Below are 25,768 nucleotides of genomic sequence, written 5' to 3'. Positions count from 1 at the left end.
GGAGCACGAACATGGACGCGCAGTTCTGGGACGACAGGTACGGCGGTCGGACGCGGCTCTTCAGCGGCGAGCCCAACGGCGTCCTCGTCACCGAGCTGGCCGACCTCCCGCCGGGCCAGGCGCTCGACGTGGGCTGCGGCGAGGGCGGAGACGCCCTCTGGCTGGCCCGCGCGGGCTGGCTGGTCACCGGAGTCGACATCTCGCGGGTCGCCCTCGACCGCGCGGCCGCCGCGAGCACCGACGTCCGGGACCGGGTCTCCTGGAAGCAGGGCGACCTGACCACGGCGCCGCCCCCGGTCGGCGCCTTCGACCTGGTGACCGTCCACTACTTCCCGCTCCCGCGCGAGCCCGAGCACACCGCCCTGCGCGCCCTGCTCGCCTCGGTCGCCCCGGGCGGCACCCTCCTCTTCGTCGGACACGACATCACCCCGCTGCCCGAGCGGCTGGACGACGGCCACGCCCCCGCCGACTACTACCAGCCCGCCGAAGTGGCCCGGCTCCTGGATGCCGACTGGACCGTCACCGTCAACGAGACCCGGGCCCGGGTGTCCCCCGCTCCCCCGGGGTCGCACCACACCCACGACACCGTCCTGCGTGCCCACCGCGCACGGCGCTGACCCCGTGACCGGGTCTCCGGTGCCAGGGTCGCCGAGGCCACCGGCCGCGACTGCGACGCCTGGCTCACGCTGCTGGACGCCTGGGGCGCAGCCTCCCGGTCCCACACCGAGATCGCCGCGTGGCTCGTCGGGGAACGGGACGTGCCCCAGAAGGTCCTGGAGGGTCAGACCCACACGTAGTCGTCGTCGGTCACCGCTGGCAGGGCGGCGTCGGCGACGACCGCGCGCGGGTGCGGGAGCGCCGCGAGAGCCGGGCCGATCAGCGGGAAGATCGGCAGGTCGGCGGTGCTCCGGTAGTCGACCCACTCCACGATGCCGATCTCGTGCCCTCCTCCGGGCTGCTCGTCGTACTCCTCCACGGCCAACACGTCGCGCACCTCGGGCGTGACGTGCAGGCGGTGGATCAGGTGGAGCTTGCGCGGTGGCGGCGTCGGCCCGGGGCGGCTGACGCGCTGGTCCACCACCCACAGCAGCTGCGGCGGGGTGGACTGGTGCGGTCGCAGGTCCAGCTCCTCGGCCAGTTCGCGCCGGAGTGCGACGTCCAGGTCCTCGCCCGGCTCGACGTTGCCGCCGGGTGGCGTGTAGTGGACCGACCCGGGCCGGTCGCGCCGGATGAGCGCCACCTCGTCGCCGCAGAACACCAGCGCCCCCACACGGATCTTGATCCGGGTGAACGGCACGGGTGGGGAACCGGATGAAGTCGTCATGCGGCCCAGTATCGCGCGGCGACCCGGTGCGGCCCGAGAGCCGTGGTGTCCTCCCGCCCCCGATCCACCAGGAAAACCACCTCTGAGCAGGGGGAACAGTTTCCCGGAGCGCGCGTCGGGTACATGGGGCGGACACGCTCTCATCGACCCCACAACGGTGACCGGCGGAACACTCCGGGCAGGAGTCCGCGACCGAGGCCGACCGTGCGATGACACCCCCTGGAAGGGCGCTGAGAACGCTGGGTGTGCCCAGCCACGTGGAAGGTTGTGGGAAAGGTGGAAGACACTCCAAAGACCGGAGCGAGCACGTACGAGGACGCGGCGAGTGCCTCGAAGGAACTGGAACCGGAGGGTGTGGGCGCGGAGGCCGTTCCGGAGCCGCGCCGAGAACCGGACGGCAGCCCGGTGGCGGGCAGCGACACGGACGTCCTTCTCGAGGTCCCGAATCTGCGGGTCGACGAGATCGACCTCGAGGTCGACAACCTGGTCGCCTCCGTCTCGCTCCAGGCCGAGGTGCTGGACCTCCTCAAGCTGAAGGTGGGAGCCGACGTCGGACTCGGCCGCGTCCACCTGAACATCAAGGGTGTCGAGGCCGAGGCCCTGCTCAAGGTCAGGCTCGACAACGTTCGGGAGATCATCGCCCGGGTCCTGCACACCGTCGACACGAACCCGGAGGTGCTGGAACACGTGGCGCGCGGCGTGGAGTCCACCCTCGATGAGGTGGGCGGCGGCGCGGGCCGGGCCGTCGGAGCCCTGGGCGAGGGTGCCGGTGGCGCGGTCGAGGACGTCGGCTCCGGCGCTGGAAGCGCCGTCAGGGACGTTGGCTCCGGGGCCGCGAGGACGGTCCAGGATGTCGGTTCTGGCGCTGGAAGCGCGGTCGAAGATGTCGGTTCTGGGGCCGGTGGTGCCGTCGAGGATGTCGGTTCGGGCGCTGGAAGCACGGTCGAGGACGTGAGCCAGGTCGCGGGAGACACCGCCCGGGACGCGGGTTCCGACGCCGCGAGCACGGTCGGGGACGTCGCACAGGATGACGAATCCGGCGATGACGATGGGGCGTCGGAGGAGCCCGACCCGGACATCGAGGACGAGGCGCCCGACGAGGCCCGAGGGTCCGACGACACGGACGACGACCCGGCGGAGGACACCGGCTCGCTCCCCGACGATGCGGTGAGGTCCGTGGAGGCGGCGGCGAAGAGAGCGGAGGCCGCCGCGAAGAGCGCGGGGGAAGCCGCACGGACGGCCGCGAACGTGTTGGGCAGCGCCGCGAAATGGGCCGGTGACACGGTGAGGCGTTCCGGTGGCGAGGCCGACCGGTGAATCGGAGGTGATCACCATGGGCAGCCGGAGGGAACCCGAGTACGACGTGGAGATCGGCGCGTCCGTCACCGCGAGCGAGCTGACGTTCCACGAGGTGCCGGACGTCGAGTCCCGCCACCGGGCGAGCCCCCGGTCGGAGGGTACGGCGGGCAGTGACCGATCGGGCGTTCCCCGGCCCGTCGAGCCCGGGAAGGTCTACGAGGACGTTCGTGTCGACTACCGGCTCGCCAGCCGAGTGCGGCCCGAGGAGGACGAACCCGAGGAGGGCTGAGCCGCGACTCCGACGGGGTGGCCCCGCTCGGTGCGGCGGGGCCACCCACGGGTCAGTCCAGGATGGCGTCGGCCTCCAGCTCGACGAGGACGTCGGGCTCCCAGAGGTAGTTCACACCGATCAGCGACGTGGGCGGAAGCGGGGTCGGAAGCCCCAGTTCCTCGGTGACGTTCTCGATGCCCTTCATGAAGGCCTCGGCCTTCTCCGGCTTCCAGTCGACGGCGTAGAAACGCAGGCGCACGACGTCGGAGAAGGTCGCCCCCGCCCCGGCGAGCGCGCGGGCGGTGTGGCGAAGGACGATCTCGACCTGACCCGTGAGATCGCCGGTGGCCAGGTGGTTGGCGTCGCCGTCACGGGCGATCTGGCCGGACACCACCACGTGGCGGCTGCCGGTGCCGACCGCGACGTGGTGGTAGGGAACGGGCTGGAACAGGCCTTCGGGGGAGAGCAGCTGCACGGTCATGGAAGGTTCCTCCGGTTGGCGTTTGGCAGGTATCCCATGTCTACTAGGTGCCCAAAGGGAACTTCAACGAGACCAGGTATCATGCCGGAAACCACGCCCGCCCAGCCCGTCCCCCAGATCACCGCCGAACACCGCGAGCTCCTCGACCAGACGCTCGACAAGTGGTCGCTCCAGGTGCTGGACTGCCTCTGCGAGCAGCCCCTGCGCTTCAACGGCCTGCGCCGCGCGATCCCCGTCATCACCCAGAAGTCCCTCACCGCCACCCTGCGCCGCCTGGAGCGCAACGGGATGGTCGACCGGGTCGTCGTGAGCACCCGGCCGCTGGCCGTGGAGTACCGCATCTCCTCCCTCGGCAGGACCCTCCAGGACCTCGTCGACGCGCTCCTGCGCTGGACCACCGAGACCATGCCGGACGTCGAGCGCGCCCGGGCGAGGTTCGACGAACTGCCCTGAGCACTCCGGGTGGCGCCGACCCTCGTGCGAGCGCCCGTCAGTCCAGGTTGAGCCAGACGGCGACAGCGTCGCTGTCGCCCTGGTTGGAGATCCGGTGCGGGGTGGTGGAGGGGTACGTGATCGAGTCGCCGGGCCGGAGCTCGTAGGTGTCGAACCCGACGTCCACGGTGAGCACCCCGCTCACGACGTTGCCGATCTCGTGTCCCCGGTGCCGCACGTACTCGGCGTTCTGGCTGGAGTAGGAGCCGGGCGGGTACACGGACTCGAAGTAGTTCATCCCCGGGACCGGCCCCGGGGTCAGGCGGCGGTAGCGCACCCCGTGGCCGAGTTCCAGGGTGGCCGCCTCGTCCCGTCGGGTCACCGCGACGCGGCCCACGGCGGTGTCCCCGGGCTCCCAGCGCGGACCGGGCGCCTCCCCCATGGGGGTCGTGTAGGCGTCGGGCGCCGCCGGGGCGCTCTCCTCGGGGCTGAACACGGCGGCCATGGGCACGTTCAGCTCGCCCATGATCTGGTACAGCCGGGTCACCGAGGGGCGCATCCTGCCGCGTTCGATCTGGGAGAGCGCGCTCGCGCTGATCTCCAGCCGCCCGGACAGCTCACGCAGGGACAGGCCGCGCGCGGTGCGCAGTTCGCGGATGCGCTCACCGATCCTGCGCTCGTCGAACCGTGGGGGCGCGGGGTTCTGGGTGAAGTCAGCCATGGCGCGTTAAGTATAGATGCCGGTCTTGTGAAGTCATGGCTTTAACGATACTGAAGTAATAGCTTCAATCGTGGGCGGGGTCACCCCCCGCACGGCTCGCGAAGGGACCGCATGCGCCTCCTGATCGTCAACGTCAACACCTCGACGGCCATCACCCGTGCCCTGGCCGAACAGGCCCGCGCCGTCGCCCGGCCCGGTACGGAGGTCGAGGGGCTCACCCCGCGCTTCGGCCCCGAGTCGGTGGAGGGCAACTTCGAGAGTCACCTGGCGGCCGTGGCCGTCATGGACCGCGTCATGACCTACGAACGCCCCTACGACGCCGTCATCCAGGCGGGCTTCGGCGACCACGGCAAGGAGGGCCTCCAGGAGCTCTGCCCCACCCCGGTCATCGACATCACCGAGGCCGCGGCCCACACCGCCTGTCTGCTCGGCCACCGGTACTCCGTGGTCACCAGCCTGGACCGGACCGTCCCCATGATCCGGGACCGCCTCACCCTGGCCGGACTCCACACCCGCTGCGCCTCGGTGCGCGCCAGCGGCCTCGGTGTCCTCGAACTGGAGAGCGACCCCACCGCCGCCGCGCGTGCCGTGGCCCACCAGGCCCGGGCCGCCGTCGAACGGGACGGAGCCGAGGTGATCGTCCTCGGCTGCGGCGGCATGGCCGGAATGGAACTCACCCCCGAGGACACCGCGGGAGCGCCGGTCGTGGACGGCCTCACCAGCGCGGTCGCCCTGGCCGAGTCCCTGGTGGGCCTCGGCCTCACCACCAGCCGGGTCCGCACCTTCGCCGCGCCCCGCCCCAAGAGCGTCACCCACTGGCCGCTGAGCCCCGCACTGGAAACTCCCCACCACCCCTGACCCCCTCCGGAGGAGCACAGGCCCATGGACACCTCCACCCCCCGTCAGAGCGTCCCGCCCAACAACCACCTGCTCGAAGAGTCGATCCTGCCCACCTGGCTCAACCAGCGCCCCATCTCGCTGTTGGGCTTCGTCTGGATGTGGGTGGCCCTGGCCATCGTCATCGTCACCTTCCAGTACGGCGCCAACGGCGTCGAGGGCGGGCTCTCCCTGCCCATGGTCATGGTGGTGGTGCTCACCGCCACCATGGCGCTGGCCGTCATCATGACCCTCACCGCCGACATCGGCACCGAGCACGGCCTGTCCTTCGCGGTGTTCCTGCGCGCTCCCTTCGGCACCATCGGCACCCACATCCCCTCGGTCTCGCGCGGGGTGGTGGCCGCCTGCTGGTTCGGCATCCAGACCTACATCGGGGCCCTGGCCATCAACGGCCTCGTGGAGTACTGGACCGGGTTCTCCTCCTGGCCGCTCTGGTACGCCCTGTTCCTGGCCGTGCAGATCGCCAACGTCGCCCTCGGCATCAAGGCGGTCGAACGCCTGGCCTCCGTCGCCGCCCCGTGCATCCTGGCCATCTCGATCTGGATGTACTACACGCTGGATGGTGTGGCCGACCTGGAGGGCACCAACATCTGGACCTTCGCCTCCGGCGGGGACCTGTCGCTGGTGGCGTTCTTCCTGATCAACATGGTCGTGTGGGCGCCGCTGGCCGTGGACATCCCGAGCATCACCCGCTTCGTGCGCACCGCCCCCGGTGAACGCCGCTTCCTGCGCCGCAACCGGGCGGTCCTCACCGCCCACTTCGTGGCCCTGCCGATGATGCAGGCCTGGATCTCCTTCATCGGCGCGGTCTCCTTCATCGTCACCGGGGAGTGGAACCCCGTCGACGTCATCCAGGGGCAGAGCACGGGCCTCGTACTCGGCGTCCTGCTGCTGATGATCGTCCTGGCCCAGTGGTCCACCAACACGGCGGCCAACGTCGTGCCCGCGGCGCTCAACTTCGTCAACGCCGCCGCGCCCCACCTGTCCTACCGCTCGGGCGTGGTGCTGGCCGGGGTGGTCGGCACCGCCGTCATGCCCTGGCTGCTGCTGGACAACCTGTTCACCTTCCTGAGCTACTACGGCGGCTTCATCGCGGCCATCGCCGGGATCATGATCTGCGACTACTACCTGCTGCGCCGCCGTCGTCTCAACGTGCCCGCCCTGTACGACCCCCACGGCCAGTACCGGTACGCGAGGGGGCTCAACCCGGCCGCGCTCATCGCCTGGTTCGGGGCCTCGGGTGTGTCCCTGTGGCAGCCCGACTACGCCTACGTCATCGGGTTCCCGGTCGCCTTCGTGCTCTACCTGGTCCTGATGCGCGGCTGGATCCTGCGCCGCCATCCGCAGGCGGAGATCGACGACCCGAGCGACGCCTACCTGGCCACCAGTGTGGGACGCAGCTGGGTCCACGACGCCGACGCGGGCACCTTCCGCCGTCTGGCCATGGAGGAACTGCCGGAGAGGGGCCGCCGCGCCGACATCTGACCCGCCCGGCCCCCACCCCCTTGAGGATCCCCATGAGCGACACCGCGTCCCCCTCGCCCGCCGACTCCGCGGTCGGCCCCGACGGCACCGACCTCACCCTCCACTCCCCCGACCCCTCGCTGCACAACGACGACCTCGCACCCGTGCCCCGGAGCCGGCGCGGCTGGGGCGGTTTCGAGATCTTCAACGTCTGGACCAACGACATCCAGAGCCTGTTCGGCTACACGCTGGCCGCCACGCTCTTCATCTCCTACGGCCTGAACGGCTGGGCGGTGTTCGCCGGGATTATCCTGGCCGGACTCATCGTCATGTTCCTCTGTGACCTCGTCGGCCGCCCGAGCGTGCGCTACGGCATCCCCTACGCCGTCATGGCCCGCGCCAGCATGGGTGTGCACGGCACCCAGTTCCCCACGCTCATCCGGGGCATCACCGCCATGTTCTGGTACGGGGCCCAGACCTACTTCGCCTCCACGGCGATGGCCCTGCTCATCACGGCCCTGTTCGGCCCGGGCCCCGAGGGCACCTTCCTCGGTCTGTCCGCCGTGGGCTGGATCTCCTACGTGATCGTGGCCGTGGTCCAGCTGGCGCTGTTCAGCCGTGGCATCAGGTCGATCGGCGTGTTCCTGAACTGGGCCGGACCAGCGGTGTACGCGGTCATGATCGCCATGATGATCGCGTTGTGGGCGATGGCCGGGGGCGACCTGCTGTCCGAGCTCGGTACCGTGTTCGCCGGGGACGGTGACTACCCGGGGGGCACGATCGCGGCCTTCTCGGCCGTGGTGGGCACGATGGTCGCCTACTTCGCGGCGGTGGTCGTCAACTACGGGGACTTCGCCCGGTTCGCCCGCTCCGAGCGCGCCATGCGGCGCGGCAACCTGTGGGGGCTGCCGGTCAGTCTGGCCCTGTTCTCCTTCCTCACCCTGGTCATCACCGCCGGAAGCTCGGTGCTGTACGGGGAGGCGCTCACCAACCCGGCCGACATCGTCGCCCGCGTGGACAACATCTGGCTGACCGTGGTGGCGGCGCTGACCTTCTTCGTCGCCACCGTGGGCATCAACCTGGTCGCCAACTTCATCCCGCCCGCGTACGGCCTCGCCAACCTGGCGCCCTCGGTCATCAGTGCCCGCACGGGAGGCCTCATCACGGCCTCGGTGGGCTTCGTGGTGGGAGCCCTGTGGGTGGCCTACATCGACAACATCGGTATCGCGTCGTTCGTGGACACCCTCGGCGCCGTCCTGGCCCCGCTGTACGGCATCATCGTCGCCGACCACTACCTGCTGCGGCGCCAGCGCCTGAACCTCGCGGCCCTGTACTCGGCCGACCCCGGTGCGGAGTACTACTTCACCCGGGGCTGGAACCTGCGTGCCCTGTCCGCCTTCTGCCTGGCCTCGGTGTTCTCGGTGACGGCGGTGTGGCTGCCCGCCCTCGCGTCCTGGTCCGGGTTCGTGTGGATCTTCGGCGCCCTGCTGGGCGGCACCCTGCACTACGTGATCGCCCGTGCCCGCAGGGGTGACCCGGCGGCGTCCTGAGCCACGGCGTCGGGACCCCACACGGGTCGGGCCCACCACCGGAGGTGCTCCGGTGGTGGGCCCGACCCACGTCCGGCGTCGGCTATCTTTCGCGGCCCAGGTAGGCGCGCAGGTGACGGGCGGTGAGGGTATCCCCCGTCTCGACCAGCTCGGCCGGGGTGCCCTCGAAGACCACCCGGCCGCCGTCGTGACCGGCCCCCGGACCGAGGTCGATCACGTGGTCGGCGTGGGCCATCACCGCCTGGTGGTGCTCGATCACCACCACCGTGTTGCCGGCGTCCACCAGACGGTCCATGAGCGCCAGCAGCCGGTCCACGTCGGCCAGGTGCAGCCCGGTGGTCGGCTCGTCCAGAACGTACACGGCACCGTTCCTGGCCATGGAGATCGCCAGCTTCAGCCGCTGGCGCTCCCCGCCGGACAGCGTCGTGAGCGGCTGCCCCAGGCCCAGGTACCCGAGGCCGACGTCGTACATCCGGTCCAGGATGACGCGGGCGTTGCCCGAGGAGAAGAACTCGCGCGCCTCGACCACGGACATGGCCAGCACCTGGCTGATGTCCCTCCCGCGCAGCTTGTGTTCGAGGACCTCGGCCCTGAACCGGCGCCCCTCGCACTTCTCGCAGGTGGTGGCCACCCCGGCCATCATGGCCAGGTCGGTGTAGATCACCCCGGCGCCCTTGCACTCCGGGCATGCGCCCTCGGAGTTCGCGCTGAACAGGGACGGCTTCACCTTGTTGGCGCGGGCGAAGGCGGTGCGGATGGGGTCGAGCAGGCCGGTGTAGGTGGCCGGGTTGGAGCGGCGCGACCCGCGGATCGCGGACTGGTCCACGACCACCACGCCCTCGCGACCGGGCAGCGCTCCGTGGATCAGCGAGCTCTTGCCCGAGCCCGCCACCCCGGTGACCACGGTCAGCACGCCCAGCGGCACGTCCACGGACACGTCCCGCAGGTTGTGGGTGCTGGCCCCCCGGATGGGGATGGTCCCGTTGGGGGTCCGCACCTCCTCCCGCAGCCGCGCCCTGTGGTCCAGGTGGCGCCCGGTGAGCGTGCCGGAGGCGCGCAGACCGGCCACGTCACCGCTGTAGGTGACGGTGCCGCCGGTGGGACCGGCGCCCGGACCCAGGTCCACCACGTGGTCCGCGATGGCGATGGTCTCGGGCTTGTGCTCGACCACCAGCACGGTGTTCCCCTTGTCGCGCAGGCCGAGCAGGAGGGTGTTCATCCGCTCGATGTCGTGCGGGTGCAGGCCCACGGTGGGCTCGTCGAAGACGTAGGTGATGTCGCTGAGGCTGGAGCCCAGGTGGCGGACCATCTTGACCCGCTGGGCCTCCCCGCCGGACAGGGTGCCCGACTCCCGGTCCAGGCTCAGGTACCCGAGGCCGACCTCCACCAGCGAGTCCAGGGTGTGTCCGAGGGTGTCCGCGAGCGGCTTCACCGAGGGGTCGTCGATCTCTCGCACGAACGCCGCCAGGTCACTGATCTGCATGGACGCGCACTCGGTGATGGTGCGCCCGTTGACCTTCACCTCGCGGGCGGCGGCGTTGAGCCGGGTCCCCTCGCACTCGGGGCAGATCGAGAAGACCACGGCGCGGTCCACGAACGCGCGGATGCCGGTCTGCATCTTCTCGCGCTCCTTGGCCAGGTAGGTCCGCTTGATCTTGGGGACCAGGCCCTCGTAGGTCAGGTTGCTGTTGCCGACCCTCACCTTGGTGACGGGCTGGTGGAGGAGGCTGTGCCACTCCTCCTCGGAGTAGTCACGGAGCCTCCGGTCCGGGTCCAGCAGCCCCGAGGTGGTGAAGATCTGCCAGTACCAGCTGTCCACGGCGAACCCGGGGACGGTGATGGCGCCCTCGTTCAGGGAGAGGTTCCGGTCGTAGAGCTCCTCGACGTCGATCTGGTTGGTGCGGCCCAGCCCCTCGCACTCGGGGCACATACCCTCGGAGTTGTTGAAGCTGAACGCGCTCGCCGGCTCCAGGCGGGGGGTGCCCACCCGGCTGAACACGATGCGCAGCATGGCGTGGGCGTCCGTGGCGGTGCCCACCGTGGAGCGCGCGTTGGCGCCCATGCGCTCCTGGTCCACGATGATCGCGGCGCTGAGGTTGCGCAGCGCGTCGACGTCGGGGCGGCCCACGCTCGGCATGAAGGACTGGAGGAAGGCGGTGTAGGTCTCGTTGATCAACCGCTGGGACTCGGCGGCGATGGTCCCGAAGACGAGCGAGGACTTCCCCGAGCCGGAGAGCCCGGTGAACACGCTCAGCCTCCGCTTGGGGATGTCGACGGAGACGTTGTCGAGGTTGTTCTCCCTGGCCCCTCGGACCTGGATGGTGTCGTGGGTGTCCGCCAGGGTGGTGGGTTCGGAAGACAAGCTGCTCCTCAGGGTCCTCGGAAAGCCTTATGCGGTAAACTAACAGCCAGCGAACGTTAGTTTATTCCATAAGGAGATGCAAGTGGTTGTCTACGCCGGGCAGGGTGACCCCCGTCGCTCCATGCAGCTGCTGTGGCGCGACCACGAACCGCCCGAGCGCACCGGGCCCGGCCCCCGCGCCCAGCTCAGCGTGGACCTGGTGGTGGAGACCGCCATCGCGGTCGCTGACGCCGAGGGTCTGCAGGCCCTGTCCATGCGTGCCGTGGGCGAACGCCTGGGCCGCACCGCCATGTCCCTCTACACCTACGTGGCCAGCAAGAACGAACTCGTCGACCTGATGTACGACCACTCCTTCGCCGAGCTCGTCCGCGAGTGGGAGGAGACCACCGGTCCCGCGAGCCTAGGCGCGGGCACCGACAGAACGGAGTGGCGCGAGGAGGTCCTGGCCTGGTCCGGCCAGTTGTGGCGCTTCTACCTGCGCCACCCCTGGACCCTGGATATCTCCGCGGCCCGCCCGGTGCTGGGCCCCCACGAGTACCGGCTCTTCGAGTCCCTGGCCACGGTGCTGTACGGCGCCGGACTCCCCGCCAAGGCGGTCGGCGGCGCCTACAACAGCATCGTCAACCTGGTCCGGGGCATGGTCCGCACCGCCGCCGAGGCCCGCCAGGCCGAGGCCGTCACCGGACAGCCGGAGGACCAGTGGTGGTTCGCGCGCTCCGCGCAGCTGGAGGAGATCGTCGACGACTTCTCCGAGCGCTTCCCCACCCTGACCCTGATGACGGAGCAGGGGGCCTTCGACAACGCCGACTCCACTGCGCCGTACCTCGAGCAGGAGGCGCGGGAGTCCTTCCAGTTCGGCCTGGACGCCCTGCTGGACGGCGTGGGCGGCCGCATCGCCGCCGCCTCGGACACTCCGGCGTGAGCTCCGCCGCCGACCCCGCCGCCCCCTGGGACCCGTTGCCGCCCGAAGCGGTCGCCACGCTGTTCTCCGGGGTCGGGGCGCGGTGGTGGATCGCGGGCGGGCACGCCGTCGCGTTCGCCGTGGGCCACCGGTTCCGGGAACACGCCGACACCGACGTGCTGCTGCTCCGCCGTGACCAGCACACCGTCCGGGAGGCGCTCCCCGACTGGGAGTGGTGGGCGGCGGACCCACCCGGCACGCTCCGCCCCTGGCACGCGGGCGAGACCCTGCCCGAGGCCGTCCACGACCTGTGGTGCCGCCCCGGCCCCGCCGCGCCCTGGCGGCTCCAGTTCATGCTCGACGACGCCGTGGGCGAGCGCTGGACCTACCGCCGGGACGCGCGGATCACCCTCCCCCTGTCCAGGTTGGGACGGCGTACCGGGGAAGGGCTGCCCTACCTGACCCCGGAGGTCCAGCTCCTGTACAAGGCCAGGGGCACGCGACCCAAGGACGAGCGGGACCTCACCGCCGTACTGCCCGTCCTCGACACCGACCAGCGCCGGTGGTTGGCCCGGGCGTTGGCACGGGCCCACGGGGCCCGCCATCCGTGGCTGCCGCGCCTGGGCCGGGAGAGCCCGTGAGGGAGCCCTAGATCCAGCCGAGCAGGTAGAGCACCAGCAGGGTCAGTCCGGCCGAGAGCAGCAGGGAGGTCACACAGCCCAGGCGGCTGCTGTAGAAGAAGAACACGGACGCCTCCTCGTGGGGTCGCTCGGCCTCCAGTATCCCGCCCCGCCTCGCCCCCGGGTACCGAGGCCCCGCGGACGGTCATCGCTCAGCCGGTTGGAACGCCTCCGCGACGGCCAGTGTGTCCTCGGGCGTGCGCTCGCGGACCGCGAGACCGGTGCCGCCGCGCCCCCGCCCTCGGACCCGCGTTCTCAGGCGGGGCGGGCGAAGGTGATGATCTCCATGCTGGTGTCAGTGAGCGGGCTCCGGTCCCAGTAGCCGTACTGCGCGGTCACCCGGAACCCGGCCTCGACCAGGAAGCCGTTGAGGCGGTCAGCGTCCAGGAACCGCAGCGTGCTTCGGCTGACCAGCGGTTCCGACCACCCCTCGACCAGGTGGTCCGAGGTGAAGGTGACCAGCTCGCCGTCCACCTCGCGCAGCCGGTGCACGCGGGTCGCGTCCCGGCCCCCCGGCCCGCGCACCGTGCGCGCCCGCTCGGGAACCCAGGCCTCCCAGGCGCGATAGGCGGGATTGCGGGTCTCGAACACGAACCGTCCGTCAGGGGTGAGCGCACGCCGCACGGCGGCCAGGTTGGCGCGCACCTCCTCGTCGGTGGTGAACACCTGGAAGGCGTGCCCGGACATCATCACCAGGTCGAACGCGTCCTCGAACGGCCCCGCCGCCCTGGAGCGGGGGCCCGAGACCAGGTCGCCCAGGGTCCACTCGACGTCGTCGCGGTCCCGGCGGCCCACCTCCAACATCGCGTCGGCCGGGTCCAGGCCCACCAGGCGGCCGGTGTGCCCGCGCTCGCGCGCCACACGCTGGATCTTCCCGGTTCCGCAACCCACGTCCAGCACGGAGCGGGCGCCCATCACGAGGTCGAGGTAGAAGTCGTCCTGCGGACTGCTCCGCCAGGGGTGGAAGGAGTCGTAGAGGTCAGCGAGTTCCGGGGCGGAGAAGTGTCGGTCGACCATCCGGCCATTCTGGCGGGCGACTCCGGACGACGGCAAAGGTTTTCTCCCTGGTGCCCCGACGTGGAATCATCGCCCCGTGACTGCCTATCTCACCCCTGAACAGCTGGCCCAGCGCACCTCCGACGCCGTGAGCGCCGTCGTCGGGGCCGGGCGCGACCTCGGACTCACCGTGACCGACCCGCGCGTGCTCCACGACCTGTTCTCCGTGGTCGTCCACCTGGCGCCCGCACCGGTCGTGGCCCGTGTCCCCACCGTCCTGCCGGACTCGGTGACCGTGGACTCCGTCACCGCCCGCCAGCGCGCGGAACTGGACGTCACCCGGTGGCTGTCGGAACAGGGCACCCCGGTGCTCCGGCCCAGTCCGCTGGTGCCGTGCGAGCCCGTCCAGCGCGACGGCCTCTCCATCACGTTCTGGGAGTACGTCGAGGAGAGGCGCGGCGAGGAGCCCGACTACGTCGCCAACGCCGAGAGCGTCCCCGCGCTGCACGCCGCCCTGCGTGACTACCCGGGAGAGCTGGAGTTCCTCGGCGCGGCCGAACCGCCCTCCCTCACCGCCGCCCTGGAACGGCTGGAGGAGAGCCCCGACCTCATCTCCCCGCACGACCTGGCCCGGGCCCGCGACCAGTGGCGCGTCCTGGAGCCGATCGCCGCCTCACGTGAGGCGTTCGAGCGGGCCTACCCGGGTATCGGACTCCAGCCGATCCACGGTGACTCCCCGCCCGCGAACGTCTTCTCCGCCCTGGACGGGGACCGTCACGCCGACTTCGAACTGGTGTCGCTGGGACCGGTGGAGTGGGACCTGGCCGCGCTCGGCCCCGAGCTGGAGGCCGCCTACGACCGGGGCGCCCGCCGCGTCGGCACGCGTGAGCTCGACCGGGACGTACTGGCCTTCGTGAACGCCGTGGGGGCCCTGCGGGTCGTCGCCGCCCTCGAACTCGTGCCGAAACTGCCCGTGCTGGCCGGGTTCCTGAACCCGGCCGTCGACCAGTGGCGGGCCACACCCTTCACCGTCGACCCGCCCGGCCCCGACCGACTGAGCGGCTGACAGCCAACCCTGTTGCCCGCGAGGCGTCCGCTGGGGCACTGTGTCCGTCATGACCCCTTCCTCCGGATCCACCTCCGTCTCGGTCGCGCACCTGAGCGACCCCCACCTGGCGGCGGGTGCCGCCGCGCCCGCCGCCGGGCTGAGCCGGGCGCTCGCCCAGGTACTGACCCTGAACCCGCCTCCCACCTGCGTGGTCATCTCCGGGGACCTGGCCGACCTCGGTGCCCCGGAGGAGTACGACCTCCTCCGTGAGATCGTCGACGGCTTCCCGCTCCCCCTGTTCCTGGCGACCGGCAACCACGACGACCGCGAGAACCTGGTGGCCGCCTTCGGTGGCGGCGAGCACCTCGGCGGGGGCGAGAGCGCCCACTACCTGGTGGAGTATCCCGAGCTCACCCTCGTGGTCCTGGACTCCCTTGTCCCGGGAGCTCCCGGAGGGCTGCTCGGCTCCGAGCAGCTGGACTGGCTGGACACGGTCCTGGACCGTCGGCCGGAGGTCCCGGCCCTCGTGTGCGTCCACCATCCGCCGGTCCCCCTCGGCCTCCCGTTCCAGGACGGGATGCGGCTGGACGACGGCGCGGAGCTGGAGGCGGTGGTGGCCCACCACCCGAACGTCGCGCGGGTCCTGGCCGGACACGTGCACCGCCAGACCGCCACCGGCTTCGGCGGCAGCGTGCTCTCCACCGCCCCGAGCACGTACCTGCAGAGCCCCCTCCAGAGGGACTCGGACGGTCCGCCGGGATTCGCTCCCGAGCCCACGGCGTTCCTGCTGCACCAGCAGACCGACCACGGCTGGGTGACCCACACCGTCCAGGTCAACCACGTCGTGAACCCGTGACCGTCGGCGCCTCGTCCACCGGACGGTGCGGCCGCTCCCCTACCGTCACCGTGCCCGCCTGGTCCCTAGTCTGGATGCATGACCGACACCCCTCAGCCCGAGCACCCCTTCGACGTCGACGCCTTCCTCTCCCGGCCGTTGGTGGCCCGCGTGGCCACCGTCAACGCCTCCGGGGCGCCCACCGTTCGGCCGGTCTGGTTCCTGCGGGAGGGAGGGGTCCTGTGGTGGATCACCGGCGAGTACGCGGTGATGGCCCGGCACCTGGAGCGGGACCCGCGGACGGCGGTGGTGGTGGACACCTGTGACCTGGAACGACACGAGTTCCTCCAGGTGATCATGCGCGGCGTCGCGGAGGTGGTGCCCTTCGACCCCGCGCTGAGCAGACGCAAGCTCCGCCGATACCTGGGCGACGACGAGACCACGTGGCACCCCGACTTCCGGTACTTCGCCGACGACGCCCGCCTGGTCCGCTTCGTGCCCGAGCGCACCGTCGTCAAGGACCTGTCCAAGACCTTCTCCTGAACGCGGGAGACGATCCGACCTACCCGTTCACCGTGCTCGGCGGAGACGTCGCACCCTACGCGCTGGTGGGCGGGAACCCGGCGCGCCACGTCCGCTCCCGGTTCCCGGAGCCGGACGTGGCGCTGCTGCTGGAGGCCCGCTGGTGGGACCGGCCGATCGAGGCCGTCACCGAACACGCCGCCCTCATCATGGGCGGCGCACCCGCCGACCTCGCGGCGGTCGCCCGGGGCGTCCGGGGTTGAGGGCTACTCCCCCGTCGCCCCGTCGACGCGCTCGCGGATGAGGTCGGCGTGGCCGTTGTGGCGGGCGTACTCCTCGATCATGTGGACGAGGATCCACCGGAGGGAGCAGTCCTCGCCGTGCCGTTGGCTCTTACCGACGGAGTCGAGAGAGAGCCCGGCCGACGCCCGCCGGGCGCCGTCGATCTCCGAGCGCCACACCGCGAAGGACTCCTCGACCGAGGCGGTGTCGACGTCCAGGAAGTCACCGTCCGGGTTGTCGGGCTCCTTGATCGGTGAGTGGGGCTGCTCTCCCGCCAGGACCACGCGGAACCACATGTGCTCCACGTGGGCCATGTGCCGCACCAGTCCCAGCAGGCTCATCGGCGAGGGCGGAGTGGAGCGTTCGCGCAGCTGCTCGTCGGTGAGGCCCTGGCACTTGACGGCGAGGGTCTGCCGGTGCCACTCCAGCCAGTTCTCCAGCATGGTGCGTTCGTCGGTGACGAAGGGCGGGTCGACGCGGGGATCGTTCATGATCCGCGACCCTAGGCGGACACCGTCCCGTCGGCAACGGAATTGATCCGTCGCAACCCTACCCACGAACGCCCTGCATTCCGCTGTCGAAGGATGAGGCCTCCACCAGGGGCTGAGCGTGACCGCGAATCGGAGGGTCGCGTTGCGCGGGCCCTGAATCCGGCCGCCGCCCAGGTCCGCGCCAAGGCAGGGCGATGAGGCGGGCCTGCTTGCGATGGCCCGGCACCCTGGCCAGGAAGGACACCGTCGCTACGCTGGGCGCGCCGCACACCGGGGCCCTGTTCGCCCTGGTCACGCGCCTAGTCGTGGCCGTGGTGCGCGGTGCCCTCGCCCGGTGCTGACCGCGTACACGGGAGATGGAGGTCCAACTCCGGCGGACCCGGGCCCTAAGCCCCGTGTGGGAGCGATTCCAGAGGACTTAGGATCACGCCATGGACACACGTGAACTCGGTACCGTCGCCCGCGTCGGAGCCGTCGGATTCGGCGCCTGGCAGATCGGCTCCGCCTGGGGCGAGGTCAGCGAGGCGGACGCCATGAGCGCCCTGAACACGGCGGTGGAGGAGGGCGTCACCTTCGTCGACACCGCCGACGTCTACGGCGACGGACGCAGCGAACGGCTGGTCGGCCAGCTGCTCAAGGTCCACCCCCACCTCACGGTGGCCACCAAGATGGGCCGCCGCATGGCCCAGGACCCTGCCCACTACAACTCGGGCAACTTCCGTGCCTGGAACGACGACTCCCGCCGCAACCTGGGCGTGGACACCGTCGACCTGGTCCAGCTGCACTGCCCGCCCTCGACGGTCATCGACAGCGACGCCGTGTTCGACGACCTGGACGCGATGGTGGACGAGGGGCGTATGCGCGCCTACGGGGTCTCGGTGGAGACGTGCGACCAGGCCCTGGCCGCCATCGCCCGGCCGAACGTGGCCAGCGTGCAGATCATCCTCAACGCCTTTCGCCACAAGCCCCTGGAACGCGTCCTCCCCGCCGCCCGCGAGGCCGGAGTGGGGATCATCGCGAGGGTCCCCCTGGCCAGCGGGCTGCTGTCCGGTCGGTTCTCGGCCGAGAGCAGGTTCGGGGAGGACGACCACCGCAACTTCAACCGCGGGGGCGAGGCCTTCGACCGGGGCGAGACCTTCTCCGGCGTTGACTTCGAGACCGGCCTGGAGGCCGTCGAACGCCTGCGACCCCTGGTTCCCGAAGGTGCCACCCTGGCCCAGTTCGCGTTGCGCTGGATCCTCGACCAGGAGGGGCTGAGCGTGGTCATTCCCGGCGCCCGCAACGCCGATCAGGCCCGGGGCAACGCGGCAGCGGCGCACTTGCCGCCGCTCGACGCCAAGACCCACGACCAGGTCCGCGAGATCTACGACGAGCTCATCCGTCCCCAGGTCCACCACCTGTGGTGATCCCGGTCGGGGCCGGGCGCTGACGCGTCCTTCCAGCGCCCGGCCCGACCGCGGGGGGCACCCGGGCCCCTCCTACACACAGCCGCCCAGGACGCCGTCGACCGCGGCGAACAGAGTGGCGGCCTCGGACTCCAGCAGGGACTCCGAGGCAGGCAACGCCCTTTCGAGCGTGACGCCGTTGACCACGGTGAGCAGGAACTTCGCGCGCCTGCCGTTGTCGCCCTCAGCGAGCGCTCCCTCCTCCACGAGCACGGAGAGCCAGTGCTCGACGCGGTGCTGCATCTGCCCCTCGACCTCCAGGTACGTCCTGCGGGCGGCCTCGGTCGGTTCGGAAGCGATGAAGGTCTCGTAGGTCCTGCGCAGGGCCTCCCTCGCCTCGTTCCCGGTCCCGGCGTGCGCGAGGATCTGCCGTAGGCAGGCGACCAGGCGTTCCCGCGCTGGCAGCGTCGTGTCGTGGATGGGCTCGCCCGGGGCGATGTGCGCGTAGATGCCCGCGAGCACCGCGTCCATCAGGGCCCGCTGCGTGGGGAAGTGGTGCCGTAGAGAGCCGGTGCTCACCCCCGCTCTGGCCGCCACCGCCCGCACGCTCGGCCGCTCCGCCGGGTTCTCGCCCACCATCGTCGCCGCCGCGATGAGGATCCTGTCGCGCGAGCTCCGCTGGGCGTCGTCTGCTTCCTTCATCACTACCTCCTGCCCCCACCTTACTAGTACACCGTACTAGCACAGTGTGTTAGTGTCTCTCGTGTCGCCAACACACTGTGTTGGAAGTGGATCGGTGAGAGGCGGAGGAGAAACATGCTCGACCAGTGGCGCCGCCGACGCGCGGCGCACCGCGTCACGACCGGGGACGGCCGCCGCCTGAAGGCCTTTCGCTGGTGGCAGCTCTTGAGCCGATCCCTGTTCCACCTTCCCCTCCGCCAGGCAGACGGGCGCACCACGCTCTGTTCGGTCGACGTCCGACACTGGGGCCGGAAGGAGGACGGTGAGGTCACGGCTGACCTGTATCTCGACGGCGTACGGCACGCCCGCTCCACGATGCCCGCGGTCCTTCCCGTCCCCGGCGGCCGTGTCGAGGTCGCCACGAGCTCCTTCGGACTCCGACGCTGCCACCACGTCCCCGACGACGGAGCGGAGCGGCAACTCGTCCCGGACCCCCGCTCCGCCGAGGGACGACGCGCCCGCCTCGACCGCGAACACCCGGCCCTGAGCCGCTGGATCGGCGCGGTCTCGGTGGCTCTGCTGGTGGTCGGACTCGGCCTCAACCTGCTCCAGGCCCTCGAACCCCTCTCACAGATCCCCCCGGTCAACGACGTGACCGGAACCTTCACCTCGCCCGTCCTCCTGCCGCTCTGGCTCAACGTCACGCTCGGCGTCGGCGCGGCCCTGGGCAGCGTCGAGCGCGCCCTCCGCCTGCGCTACTCCTGGCTCGACGACGCGGGCAACTGAACACCCCCCGAAAGGACGACATGACCACCCGCACCCCTGATCACGCGCCGCCCCCCTCCGGGGGGCCGATCCGCTCGACCCCGCTGTCCGAACGCTCCCTGGCGCCCGACATCGCACGGGGGATGATGCTCCTGCTCATCGCCTTGGCGCACACCCCGTACTTCCTGTACACGGCGCAGGTGGGATCCGTGGGTCTGCACCCGGTGGAGGGCGGTCTGGCCGACCGGATCGCCCAGGCGCTGACCCTCGTCGTGGTGGACGCCCGGGTCCACACGATGTTCGGGTTCCTGTTCGCCTACGGCATCGGCCAGATGTACGCGCGCCAGACGGCCAAGGGGACCAGCCCCCTCCAGGCCCGACGACTCCTGAGACGACGCCACCTGTGGATGCTCGTGTTCGGCGCCGTCCACGCGCTCCTGCTCTGGCAGGGCGACATCATCGGGGTCTACGGACTGATCGGCCTCCTCATGGTGCCGCTGTTCTTCGGGCGCTCGGACCGCACCCTCAAGATCTGGATCGGCGTCCTGCTCGGTCTGGGCGCGCTGGTGGCCGTGGCGGGGATGGTCGTCCCCGCCGACGCGGGCACGGCCGCCGCCGACATGCAGCGCGCCAGCATCGCCGAGGAGTCCTACCTGGCCGCGGCCATGGTGCGGCTCACCACCTGGTCGTTCCAGCTCGTCGCGGGGGTCGCGACGCTCGCGCTGCCCGCCGCCTTCCTCATGGGCGTCCTCGCCGCCCGTCACCGGATCCTGGACGAGCCCTCCCGACACCTCGTGCTGCTGCGGCGGCTCGCCGTGTGGGGCATCGCCGCCGGGTGGATCACCGGCGCCGTCCTGGCCCTCCAGCACACCGGGGTCGTCACCGAGATCGCCCCGGTGTCGGCGCTGACCGGCCTGAACTTCTACACCGGGATCTTCACCGGTGTCGGCTACGCGGCGCTGTTCGGACTCGTGGCGCACCGGCTGAGCGGGCGGGCGGCGGCCACGTCACTCCCGGTGCGGTGGCTCGGTGCCCTGGGCCGCCGGTCCATGAGCGGCTACCTGGCGCAGTCCGTGGTGTGGGGCCCGGTGATGGCCGCCTGGGGTCTGGGACTGGGCGCGCACCTGTCGAGCTGGTCGGCCTCGGCCCTGGCCGTCTCCACCTGGGCCCTCACGGTGGTCGGCGCGGCCGCCATGGAACGCGCGGGCCGACGGGGACCGGCGGAGGTCCTGCTGCGCCGGCTGACCTACCGTCCTCGGTCCGTCGACGCCTGATCCGGGCCCGGCCCTCCGCCCCGAACAGAGTGAAGGGCGGCCACCTCGGGCCCACGGATCCGGCCACCGACCGACGAGAACGCCGTGCCCGTGTCGCCCCGGCGACACGGGCACGGCGTGTGTCCGCAGAACTCGGCCTAGATGAGGCCCTGGGCCAGCATCGCGTCGGCGACCATCTCGAACCCGGCGACGTTGGCACCGAGCACGTAGTCACCCTTGGCGCCGTGCCGGACGGCCGCCTCCTCGCAGCGGTCGTGGATACCGGCCATGGTCTCGGCCAGCTCCGACTCGGCGTGCTCGAAGGACCACGAGGTGCGCCGGGCGTTCTGGCGCATCTCCAGCACGCTCGTGGCCACACCGCCCGCGTTGGCGGCCTTGCCCGGAGCGAACAAGACCCCGGCCTGACGGAACACCTTGGCCGCCTCTGGCGTGGTGGGCATGTTCGCGCCCTCGGCCACCGCGAGCACGCCGTTGCCGACCAGTGCCTGGGCGGCCTTCGCGTCGAGTTCGTTCTGGGTGGCGCACGGCAGCGCCACCTCGCAGGGGACGTCCCACACGCTGCCGCCCTCGACGTACGTCGCGCCACCGCGCCGCTCGGCGTAGGCGCTGATCCGCGCGCGCTCGACCTCCTTGATCTCCTTGAGCAGGTCGAGGTCGATGCCCTTGTCGTCCACCACGTAACCGCTGGAGTCCGAACACGCCACCACGGTAGCGCCCAGCTGCTGGGCCTTCTCCACCGCGTAGATCGCCACGTTGCCCGATCCGGACACGACCATGCGGCGTCCCGCCAGGCCCTTGCCCGCACGCTCCAGCATCCGCTCGGTGAACATCACCGCTCCGTACCCCGTGGCCTCGGTACGGACCGCCGAACCACCCCAGTCCAGGCCCTTGCCGGTGATGACCCCGGCCTCCCAGCGGTTGCTCAGCCGCCGGTACTGCCCGAACATGTAGCCGATCTCGCGGCCACCCACACCGATGTCGCCGGCGGGGATGTCGGTGTACTCACCCAGGTGACGGTGGAGCTCAGTCATGAACGACTGGCAGAAGCGCTCGATCTCCGCGTCGGAGCGACCCTTGGGGTCGAAGTCGCTGCCACCCTTGCCGCCGCCGATGCCCATGCCGGTGAGCGCGTTCTTGAAGATCTGCTCGAACCCGAGGAACTTGATGACGCCCAGGTTCACGCTGGGGTGGAAGCGCAGACCACCCTTGTACGGGCCCAGGGCGCTGTTGAACTCCACCCGGAAACCACGGTTGACGTGCACCCGCCCCTGGTCGTCCCGCCACGGGACGCGGAAGATGATCTGCCGCTCGGGCTCACAGAGACGCTCCAGTACTCGCTGGTCGACGTACTCGGGGTGGCTCGACAGCGCGGGAGAGAGGCTCTCCAGCACCTCCAGGACCGCCTGCTGGAACTCGGGCTCGTCCGGGTTGCGCCGGGCCACGTGCTCGAACGCCGAACGCACGCCCGGGTGGTGGTTCTCCATTTCGGAGCCGATGACAGAGGTCATGTGGGTCTTGGGTCCCTTCGGCGCTGGCGCCCCTCACGGGTCACCGCCCTGGGGGACGTCAACGCGATCAGTGATGCGGCCACGTTCGAGGCCCTCAACGACGTTACACGTCCGGTTCCGGACCTCCTCGACCGCTCCCCGCTCTGGCCCGTGTCGTCACTCGACCCCGGGCGCCCGCGCGACCACCACCGTCGCGCGGGGCCGCCACCCCAGGGAGGAGTACAGGCCGCGCCCCTGCGGGGTCGAGACCAGGAGCCCGCCCCGGCCCCCGAGCGCGCGGGCACGGGAGGTCAGAGTCCCCATCACCACCGAGCCCAGCCCGCGCCGACGGTGCTCGGGCTCGGTCCCGATGGCGTGGGCGATCATGTCGGTGCCCACCAGCGCGCCGATCCCGCTGCCCGCCCGGACGTGCCCGGGCGCCGACAGACTGGCTCTGAGCACCGTCTCCCGACCGGGCACCACGCACTCCTCGTCCAGGTGGACGGTGTAGGGGGCGACGGGCGGCGTCGCCGCGGGGTGCTCGACGAGGTTCGTGGTCATGAGGGTCTCGTGCGCGGGGTCCACCTCCAGCCCCGTCCCGGCCAACAGCCGAACGGTCGCCTCGGCGTCGCGGGTGGGCACGGTGAGCCAGTCCGGATCCGGTGAGGCGGCGACCCGTTCCGCCAGGGCCAGCGTCCGCTCCGGGTGCCGGTCGGCGTCGAGGACGATCCGCTCGACCCATCTCCTGGGCCGCTCGAACCGTACGTGCAGCGCGCCGTCGGCCTCCGTCGCCGGGGTGAGCGCGGCGGCCAGCGCCCACCCTCGCTGCCAGCGTCGGACCAGGGGTGCCAGGGTGTCGGGGGATGTCGGCCTCATGCGGGCATTCCATCATCCGGGGACGACGTTCCGAGGCCGATCACCGGCACCGCGCGCGATGCGCTTGCGGCCCCACGCGGTGACCGCCATGATCGCCCCATGCGCGTGGGAGTGGTGGGACTGGGGATGGGATCGCTCCTGGCGACCTGGTGCGAGCGGCTCGGGATGCGGGTCGAGGCGGTGTGCGACCGTGATCCGGCGGTGCTGTCCCGGGCCGGTGCGGCCCTGCCCGACGCACGGAGGGTGAGCGACTGGCGCGACCTGCTGGACACGGGCCTGGACGGCGTGATCCTGGCCAACGACTTCGACGCCCACGCGCCCCTCGCGGTCGCCTTCCTCGACCGGGGCGTGCACGTGCTGTCCGAGACGGCCGCGTGCGCCGACGAGGAAGAGGGGCGCCGCCTCGTCGAGGCGGCCGACCGCTCCAGTGCCAGCTACTCCCTGGCCGAGAACTACGTGCTCCTGCCGCACGTGCGCCTGATCCGCGAGGCCCTGCCCGAGATCGGCCGTGTCACGCACGTCGAGGCCGACTACCTGCACGGCATGTCGCCCCAGGACGTCAACGGCCTCATCGGGGACCCGGGCCACTGGCGGGGCACGATCGCCCCCACCGCCTACTGCACCCACTCGCTCTCCCCCATCCTGGCCCTGACGGGCGCGCGTCCCGTGGAGGTGACGGCCTTCACCGCCGACACCACCGCGCCCCGCCAGGCCAGCGTCATGGCGGTGCGCCTGTCCACCGGGGCGCTGGCCCTCACCCGCAACGGCTTCCTGCAAGGGGAGCCGGACAGCCACTGGAGCTGGGTGTCGGTGCGCGGCGAACGGGGGCTGGCCGAGTCGGTCCGGGCCCGGGGCGACCAGGCCTGGTCCGTGCGGGTGCGGACCGAGGGGTGGACCCAGGTCGACGGCCGTCCCCGCGAGGAGGTGCGCGTTCCCCCGGAGCTGACCCTGGACGGCGCGGCCGTGGACCGGAGCGCGGAGGGCACGGTGCTGCTCCTCCAGGCCTTCCGCGCCACCGTCGAACAGGGGGCGCCACCGGTCACCGGCGTGCGCGAGGCCGTCGCGGCGTCCCTGGTGGGGGTGGCCGGAGCCCGTTCCCTCGAACAGGGCTCGGTCCCCGTGCCCCTGCCCGACCTGGGGTGAGCGCGATCAGCCGTGGTTGAGCGGCTTCTCCTCCCGGGACCGCCAGCGGCGCGGTACGGTGCCTCACGGTCCACTCACGACCGGGTCCGAACGGTGACACGCGGCCGGGTTCATCCGGGACACCCACCACACTTCCCACGCACGTCACGCGTTGAGGCACGGAGGTCGGACATGAGCACCGGACACCAGGAACGGGACCAGCCGCTGAGCGGCGGCATGATGAACACGGTCGTCCGTCGGGGCGAGCGCGTGGTGCGCGTGGCCCCGCCCCACGCCGCCGCGCTGCACGACTTCCTTTCCGCCCTGACCGGCGGCGGGTTCACCGGTGCTCCCCGTCCGCTGGCCCTGCGCCCCGCCGAGGGAGACGAGGGGCCCGGGACCGAGGAGCTGACCTTCGTGGAGGGCGACGTGGCCCTTCCTCCCTTCCCCGCCTGGTCCCGAGCGGACCGCGTGGTGGCCAGCGCCGCCCGGCTCCTGCGCCGCTACCACGACGCCGCCGAGCACGTCCCCCTGCGCGCCGGGACGGCCTGGCCCACCGCCCTGAGCGACCCCGAGGGCGGCACCGTGCTCTGCCACAACGACCCCTGCCTGGAGAACCTGGTCTTCCGGGGCGGCGAGGCCGTCGCCCTGATCGACTTCGACCTCGCCGCCCCGGGGCGCCCCGTCTGGGACCTGGCCGCCCTGGCCTTCTACCTGGGCCCCGCCCTGCCCCCGGAGGCCCTGGCCCGTACGGAGTTCGCCGGCGCCCGCCTCCCGCACCGGCTCCGTCTGATCGCGGACGGCTACGGCCTGTGCGACGCCGAACGCCGTTCCCTTCCCGAGGCCCTGGAGCAGTACGACGAGGTCTCCCGCGACTTCGCCCGGGACATGGTGGACCAGGGCAGCCCCCCGTTCGTCCGGAGCGTGGAACGGGCGGGCGGCTGGGCCGCGTGGGAACGGACGAAGGCCCGTCGCGGGCGGTGGCTGCGCGAGCAGCGTCCCGTCCTCCTCTCCGCCCTGACCGGCTGATCCCTGGCAGCCGGGCGCTACGCCCTGCGGGTCACTGCCACCAGGTAGCGGCAGGCACTCCCCGTCGGGTTGCGGTACTCGCAGGGCGCGGGGGCGCCGAGTTGGAGGCAGTCCCCGCGCTCCAGGAGGTGTTCCGTCGGGCCCTCGCGGAAGGCGAGCACGCCCTCCAGGACCCAGATCTGGTGGTGGGTGAAGGTGAACACCTCCTCCGGGTAGGGCACCCGGGCACCGGGAGGAAGTTCCACCTCCACCAGTTCGAGTGATCCCCCGGAGGTGGGCGAGACCGCGCGCCGCCGGTAGCCGGTCTCGGGGTCGGTCCACAGGGGCTGCTGGTCACGGCGTGCCAGACGACGGTCCCCCTGTTCGGCCTGGGCGATGAGTTCGGACAGGGTCAGCCCGAGGGCCCCGGAGAGACGTCCCAGCAGCGCGGCGGTGGGCTGGGCGTCCCCGTTCTCGATCCGGCTGATCATGGCCCGGGAGACCCCGGAGAGGTCGGCCAGGGCGGCGCCGCTGAGTCCGCGGTCGCGGCGCAGGGTCTGGAGGGTCACGGCGAGGGCGGGCCCCAGTTCGTCACTCATGTGTTCACCATAGTG

General features: G+C 71.5%; 29 protein-coding genes. 19 read left to right on the top strand and 10 right to left on the bottom strand.

All coding sequences use genetic code 11. The annotated features are described in order from the left end of the window. The first annotated feature begins 11 nt into the window (after positions 1-11). Positions 12-617, top strand: a complete 606-nt coding sequence (locus ACRWK8_RS10745) for a class I SAM-dependent methyltransferase (protein WP_378740392.1) — start codon at positions 12-14, stop codon at positions 615-617. 164 nt (positions 618-781) lie between these two features. Here ACRWK8_RS10745 and ACRWK8_RS10740 read toward each other — a convergent pair whose 3' ends face one another. After that, positions 782-1,324 (bottom strand): NUDIX hydrolase, encoded by a 543-nt coding sequence (locus ACRWK8_RS10740; protein ID WP_378740390.1) that lies wholly within the window; start codon positions 1,322-1,324, stop codon positions 782-784. Between the two features lie 276 nt (positions 1,325-1,600). On the opposite strand from ACRWK8_RS10740, the gene ACRWK8_RS10735 reads away from it, so the two are divergent. After that, on the top strand, positions 1,601-2,641 hold the full coding sequence (locus tag ACRWK8_RS10735; protein WP_431869943.1) for an AsmA family protein: 1,041 nt from the start codon (positions 1,601-1,603) through the stop codon (positions 2,639-2,641). Positions 2,642-2,657: 16 nt separating this feature from the next. Continuing rightward, positions 2,658-2,912: a hypothetical protein gene (locus ACRWK8_RS10730; protein WP_431869941.1), complete on the top strand. Its 255-nt coding sequence runs from the start codon at positions 2,658-2,660 to the stop codon at positions 2,910-2,912. A 52-nt stretch (positions 2,913-2,964) separates the two neighbouring features. Here ACRWK8_RS10730 and ACRWK8_RS10725 read toward each other — a convergent pair whose 3' ends face one another. After that, entirely contained in the window at positions 2,965-3,375 is a 411-nt protein-coding gene (locus ACRWK8_RS10725; protein WP_378740384.1) for a RidA family protein, read from the bottom strand. Positions 3,376-3,456: 81 nt separating this feature from the next. On the opposite strand from ACRWK8_RS10725, the gene ACRWK8_RS10720 reads away from it, so the two are divergent. Beyond that, a complete protein-coding gene (locus ACRWK8_RS10720; protein WP_378740382.1) occupies positions 3,457-3,828 on the top strand; it encodes a winged helix-turn-helix transcriptional regulator in 372 nt (123 codons plus the stop codon). 37 nt (positions 3,829-3,865) lie between these two features. Here ACRWK8_RS10720 and ACRWK8_RS10715 read toward each other — a convergent pair whose 3' ends face one another. Beyond that, complete coding sequence (locus tag ACRWK8_RS10715) at positions 3,866-4,528, bottom strand: helix-turn-helix domain-containing protein (protein ID WP_431869938.1); 663 nt, start codon at positions 4,526-4,528, stop codon at positions 3,866-3,868. A gap of 111 nt (positions 4,529-4,639) precedes the next feature. On the opposite strand from ACRWK8_RS10715, the gene ACRWK8_RS10710 reads away from it, so the two are divergent. The 3 genes from ACRWK8_RS10710 to ACRWK8_RS10700 are packed head-to-tail and all read left to right on the top strand — an operon-like array spanning position 4,640 to position 8,439. Continuing rightward, positions 4,640-5,386 carry an aspartate/glutamate racemase family protein gene (locus ACRWK8_RS10710; RefSeq protein WP_378740377.1) on the top strand — a complete coding sequence of 249 codons (747 nt, stop codon included), beginning with the start codon at positions 4,640-4,642 and terminating at the stop codon, positions 5,384-5,386. A gap of 24 nt (positions 5,387-5,410) precedes the next feature. Then, positions 5,411-6,910 carry an NCS1 family transporter gene (locus tag ACRWK8_RS10705; RefSeq protein WP_431869936.1) on the top strand — a complete coding sequence of 500 codons (1,500 nt, stop codon included), beginning with the start codon at positions 5,411-5,413 and terminating at the stop codon, positions 6,908-6,910. 32 nt (positions 6,911-6,942) lie between these two features. After that, positions 6,943-8,439, top strand: a complete 1,497-nt coding sequence (locus tag ACRWK8_RS10700) for an NCS1 family nucleobase:cation symporter-1 (RefSeq protein ID WP_378740493.1) — start codon at positions 6,943-6,945, stop codon at positions 8,437-8,439. A gap of 82 nt (positions 8,440-8,521) precedes the next feature. Here the strand turns inward: ACRWK8_RS10700 and ACRWK8_RS10695 are convergent, their stop codons facing one another. Further along, on the bottom strand, positions 8,522-10,801 hold the full coding sequence (locus ACRWK8_RS10695; protein ID WP_431869934.1) for an ATP-binding cassette domain-containing protein: 2,280 nt from the start codon (positions 10,799-10,801) through the stop codon (positions 8,522-8,524). Positions 10,802-10,883: 82 nt separating this feature from the next. Between ACRWK8_RS10695 and ACRWK8_RS10690 the strand changes: the two genes are divergently transcribed. Together ACRWK8_RS10690 and ACRWK8_RS10685 are read left to right on the top strand one after the other, a co-directional pair. Beyond that, positions 10,884-11,723 (top strand): TetR/AcrR family transcriptional regulator, encoded by an 840-nt coding sequence (locus ACRWK8_RS10690; RefSeq protein WP_431869932.1) that lies wholly within the window; start codon positions 10,884-10,886, stop codon positions 11,721-11,723. Further along, on the top strand, positions 11,720-12,343 hold the full coding sequence (locus ACRWK8_RS10685) for a nucleotidyltransferase domain-containing protein (RefSeq protein ID WP_378740369.1): 624 nt from the start codon (positions 11,720-11,722) through the stop codon (positions 12,341-12,343). The genes ACRWK8_RS10690 and ACRWK8_RS10685 overlap by 4 nt, the downstream gene beginning before the upstream one ends. Before the next feature lie 294 nt (positions 12,344-12,637). On the opposite strand, the gene ACRWK8_RS10680 is transcribed toward ACRWK8_RS10685, so the two are convergent. Continuing rightward, positions 12,638-13,399 carry a class I SAM-dependent methyltransferase gene (locus tag ACRWK8_RS10680; RefSeq protein WP_378740366.1) on the bottom strand — a complete coding sequence of 254 codons (762 nt, stop codon included), beginning with the start codon at positions 13,397-13,399 and terminating at the stop codon, positions 12,638-12,640. Positions 13,400-13,475: 76 nt separating this feature from the next. On the opposite strand from ACRWK8_RS10680, the gene ACRWK8_RS10675 reads away from it, so the two are divergent. The 4 genes from ACRWK8_RS10675 to ACRWK8_RS10660 all read left to right on the top strand — a co-directional run bounded on the left by ACRWK8_RS10675 (position 13,476) and on the right by ACRWK8_RS10660 (position 16,046). After that, positions 13,476-14,444, top strand: a complete 969-nt coding sequence (locus tag ACRWK8_RS10675; RefSeq protein WP_431869929.1) for an aminoglycoside phosphotransferase family protein — start codon at positions 13,476-13,478, stop codon at positions 14,442-14,444. Between the two features lie 49 nt (positions 14,445-14,493). Next, positions 14,494-15,282, top strand: a complete 789-nt coding sequence (locus tag ACRWK8_RS10670) for a phosphodiesterase (RefSeq protein ID WP_431869927.1) — start codon at positions 14,494-14,496, stop codon at positions 15,280-15,282. 78 nt (positions 15,283-15,360) lie between these two features. Continuing rightward, complete coding sequence (locus ACRWK8_RS10665) at positions 15,361-15,804, top strand: pyridoxamine 5'-phosphate oxidase family protein (protein WP_378740360.1); 444 nt, start codon at positions 15,361-15,363, stop codon at positions 15,802-15,804. A 32-nt stretch (positions 15,805-15,836) separates the two neighbouring features. Continuing rightward, the gene (locus ACRWK8_RS10660; protein ID WP_378740358.1) at positions 15,837-16,046 is read left to right on the top strand and encodes an LbetaH domain-containing protein; all 210 of its coding nucleotides are present in this window, start codon (positions 15,837-15,839) and stop codon (positions 16,044-16,046) included. Positions 16,047-16,049: 3 nt separating this feature from the next. Here ACRWK8_RS10660 and ACRWK8_RS10655 read toward each other — a convergent pair whose 3' ends face one another. After that, a complete protein-coding gene (locus tag ACRWK8_RS10655; protein WP_431869924.1) occupies positions 16,050-16,556 on the bottom strand; it encodes a DinB family protein in 507 nt (168 codons plus the stop codon). Positions 16,557-16,765: 209 nt separating this feature from the next. Here ACRWK8_RS10655 and ACRWK8_RS10650 point away from each other — a divergent pair, with 209 nt between their 5' ends. Both ACRWK8_RS10650 and ACRWK8_RS10645 read left to right on the top strand, forming a co-directional pair. Then, positions 16,766-16,897: a hypothetical protein gene (locus ACRWK8_RS10650; protein WP_378740353.1), complete on the top strand. Its 132-nt coding sequence runs from the start codon at positions 16,766-16,768 to the stop codon at positions 16,895-16,897. 90 nt (positions 16,898-16,987) lie between these two features. Continuing rightward, positions 16,988-17,962, top strand: coding sequence for an aldo/keto reductase (locus ACRWK8_RS10645; RefSeq protein WP_431869922.1), 975 nt, complete (start codon positions 16,988-16,990; stop codon positions 17,960-17,962). 72 nt (positions 17,963-18,034) lie between these two features. On the opposite strand, the gene ACRWK8_RS10640 is transcribed toward ACRWK8_RS10645, so the two are convergent. Continuing rightward, positions 18,035-18,643 carry a TetR/AcrR family transcriptional regulator gene (locus ACRWK8_RS10640; RefSeq protein WP_378740348.1) on the bottom strand — a complete coding sequence of 203 codons (609 nt, stop codon included), beginning with the start codon at positions 18,641-18,643 and terminating at the stop codon, positions 18,035-18,037. Positions 18,644-18,757: 114 nt separating this feature from the next. On the opposite strand from ACRWK8_RS10640, the gene ACRWK8_RS10635 reads away from it, so the two are divergent. Together ACRWK8_RS10635 and ACRWK8_RS10630 are read left to right on the top strand one after the other, a co-directional pair. Beyond that, on the top strand, positions 18,758-19,408 hold the full coding sequence (locus ACRWK8_RS10635; protein WP_378740346.1) for a hypothetical protein: 651 nt from the start codon (positions 18,758-18,760) through the stop codon (positions 19,406-19,408). A gap of 20 nt (positions 19,409-19,428) precedes the next feature. Further along, positions 19,429-20,661: a DUF418 domain-containing protein gene (locus ACRWK8_RS10630; protein WP_378740344.1), complete on the top strand. Its 1,233-nt coding sequence runs from the start codon at positions 19,429-19,431 to the stop codon at positions 20,659-20,661. Between the two features lie 137 nt (positions 20,662-20,798). Here ACRWK8_RS10630 and gdhA read toward each other — a convergent pair whose 3' ends face one another. Further along, the gene (gdhA, locus tag ACRWK8_RS10625; protein ID WP_378740341.1) at positions 20,799-22,169 is read right to left on the bottom strand and encodes an NADP-specific glutamate dehydrogenase; all 1,371 of its coding nucleotides are present in this window, start codon (positions 22,167-22,169) and stop codon (positions 20,799-20,801) included. A gap of 156 nt (positions 22,170-22,325) precedes the next feature. Continuing rightward, positions 22,326-23,024: a GNAT family N-acetyltransferase gene (locus ACRWK8_RS10620; RefSeq protein ID WP_378740339.1), complete on the bottom strand. Its 699-nt coding sequence runs from the start codon at positions 23,022-23,024 to the stop codon at positions 22,326-22,328. Between the two features lie 99 nt (positions 23,025-23,123). On the opposite strand from ACRWK8_RS10620, the gene ACRWK8_RS10615 reads away from it, so the two are divergent. Beyond that, a complete protein-coding gene (locus tag ACRWK8_RS10615; RefSeq protein WP_431869918.1) occupies positions 23,124-24,167 on the top strand; it encodes a Gfo/Idh/MocA family protein in 1,044 nt (347 codons plus the stop codon). Positions 24,168-24,338: 171 nt separating this feature from the next. Further along, a complete protein-coding gene (locus ACRWK8_RS10610) occupies positions 24,339-25,175 on the top strand; it encodes an aminoglycoside phosphotransferase family protein (RefSeq protein WP_431869916.1) in 837 nt (278 codons plus the stop codon). A gap of 17 nt (positions 25,176-25,192) precedes the next feature. On the opposite strand, the gene ACRWK8_RS10605 is transcribed toward ACRWK8_RS10610, so the two are convergent. Further along, a complete protein-coding gene (locus ACRWK8_RS10605) occupies positions 25,193-25,753 on the bottom strand; it encodes a helix-turn-helix domain-containing protein (protein WP_378740333.1) in 561 nt (186 codons plus the stop codon). Between the last annotated feature and the right edge of the window lie 15 nt (positions 25,754-25,768).

The sequence above is a fragment of the Nocardiopsis eucommiae genome, assembly GCF_965344335.1.
Classification (GTDB): Bacteria; Actinomycetota; Actinomycetes; order Streptosporangiales; family Streptosporangiaceae; genus Nocardiopsis; species Nocardiopsis eucommiae.
The sequence above is the reverse complement of the archived record's forward strand: the minus strand, read 5'-3'. Positions and strand labels throughout refer to the sequence as shown.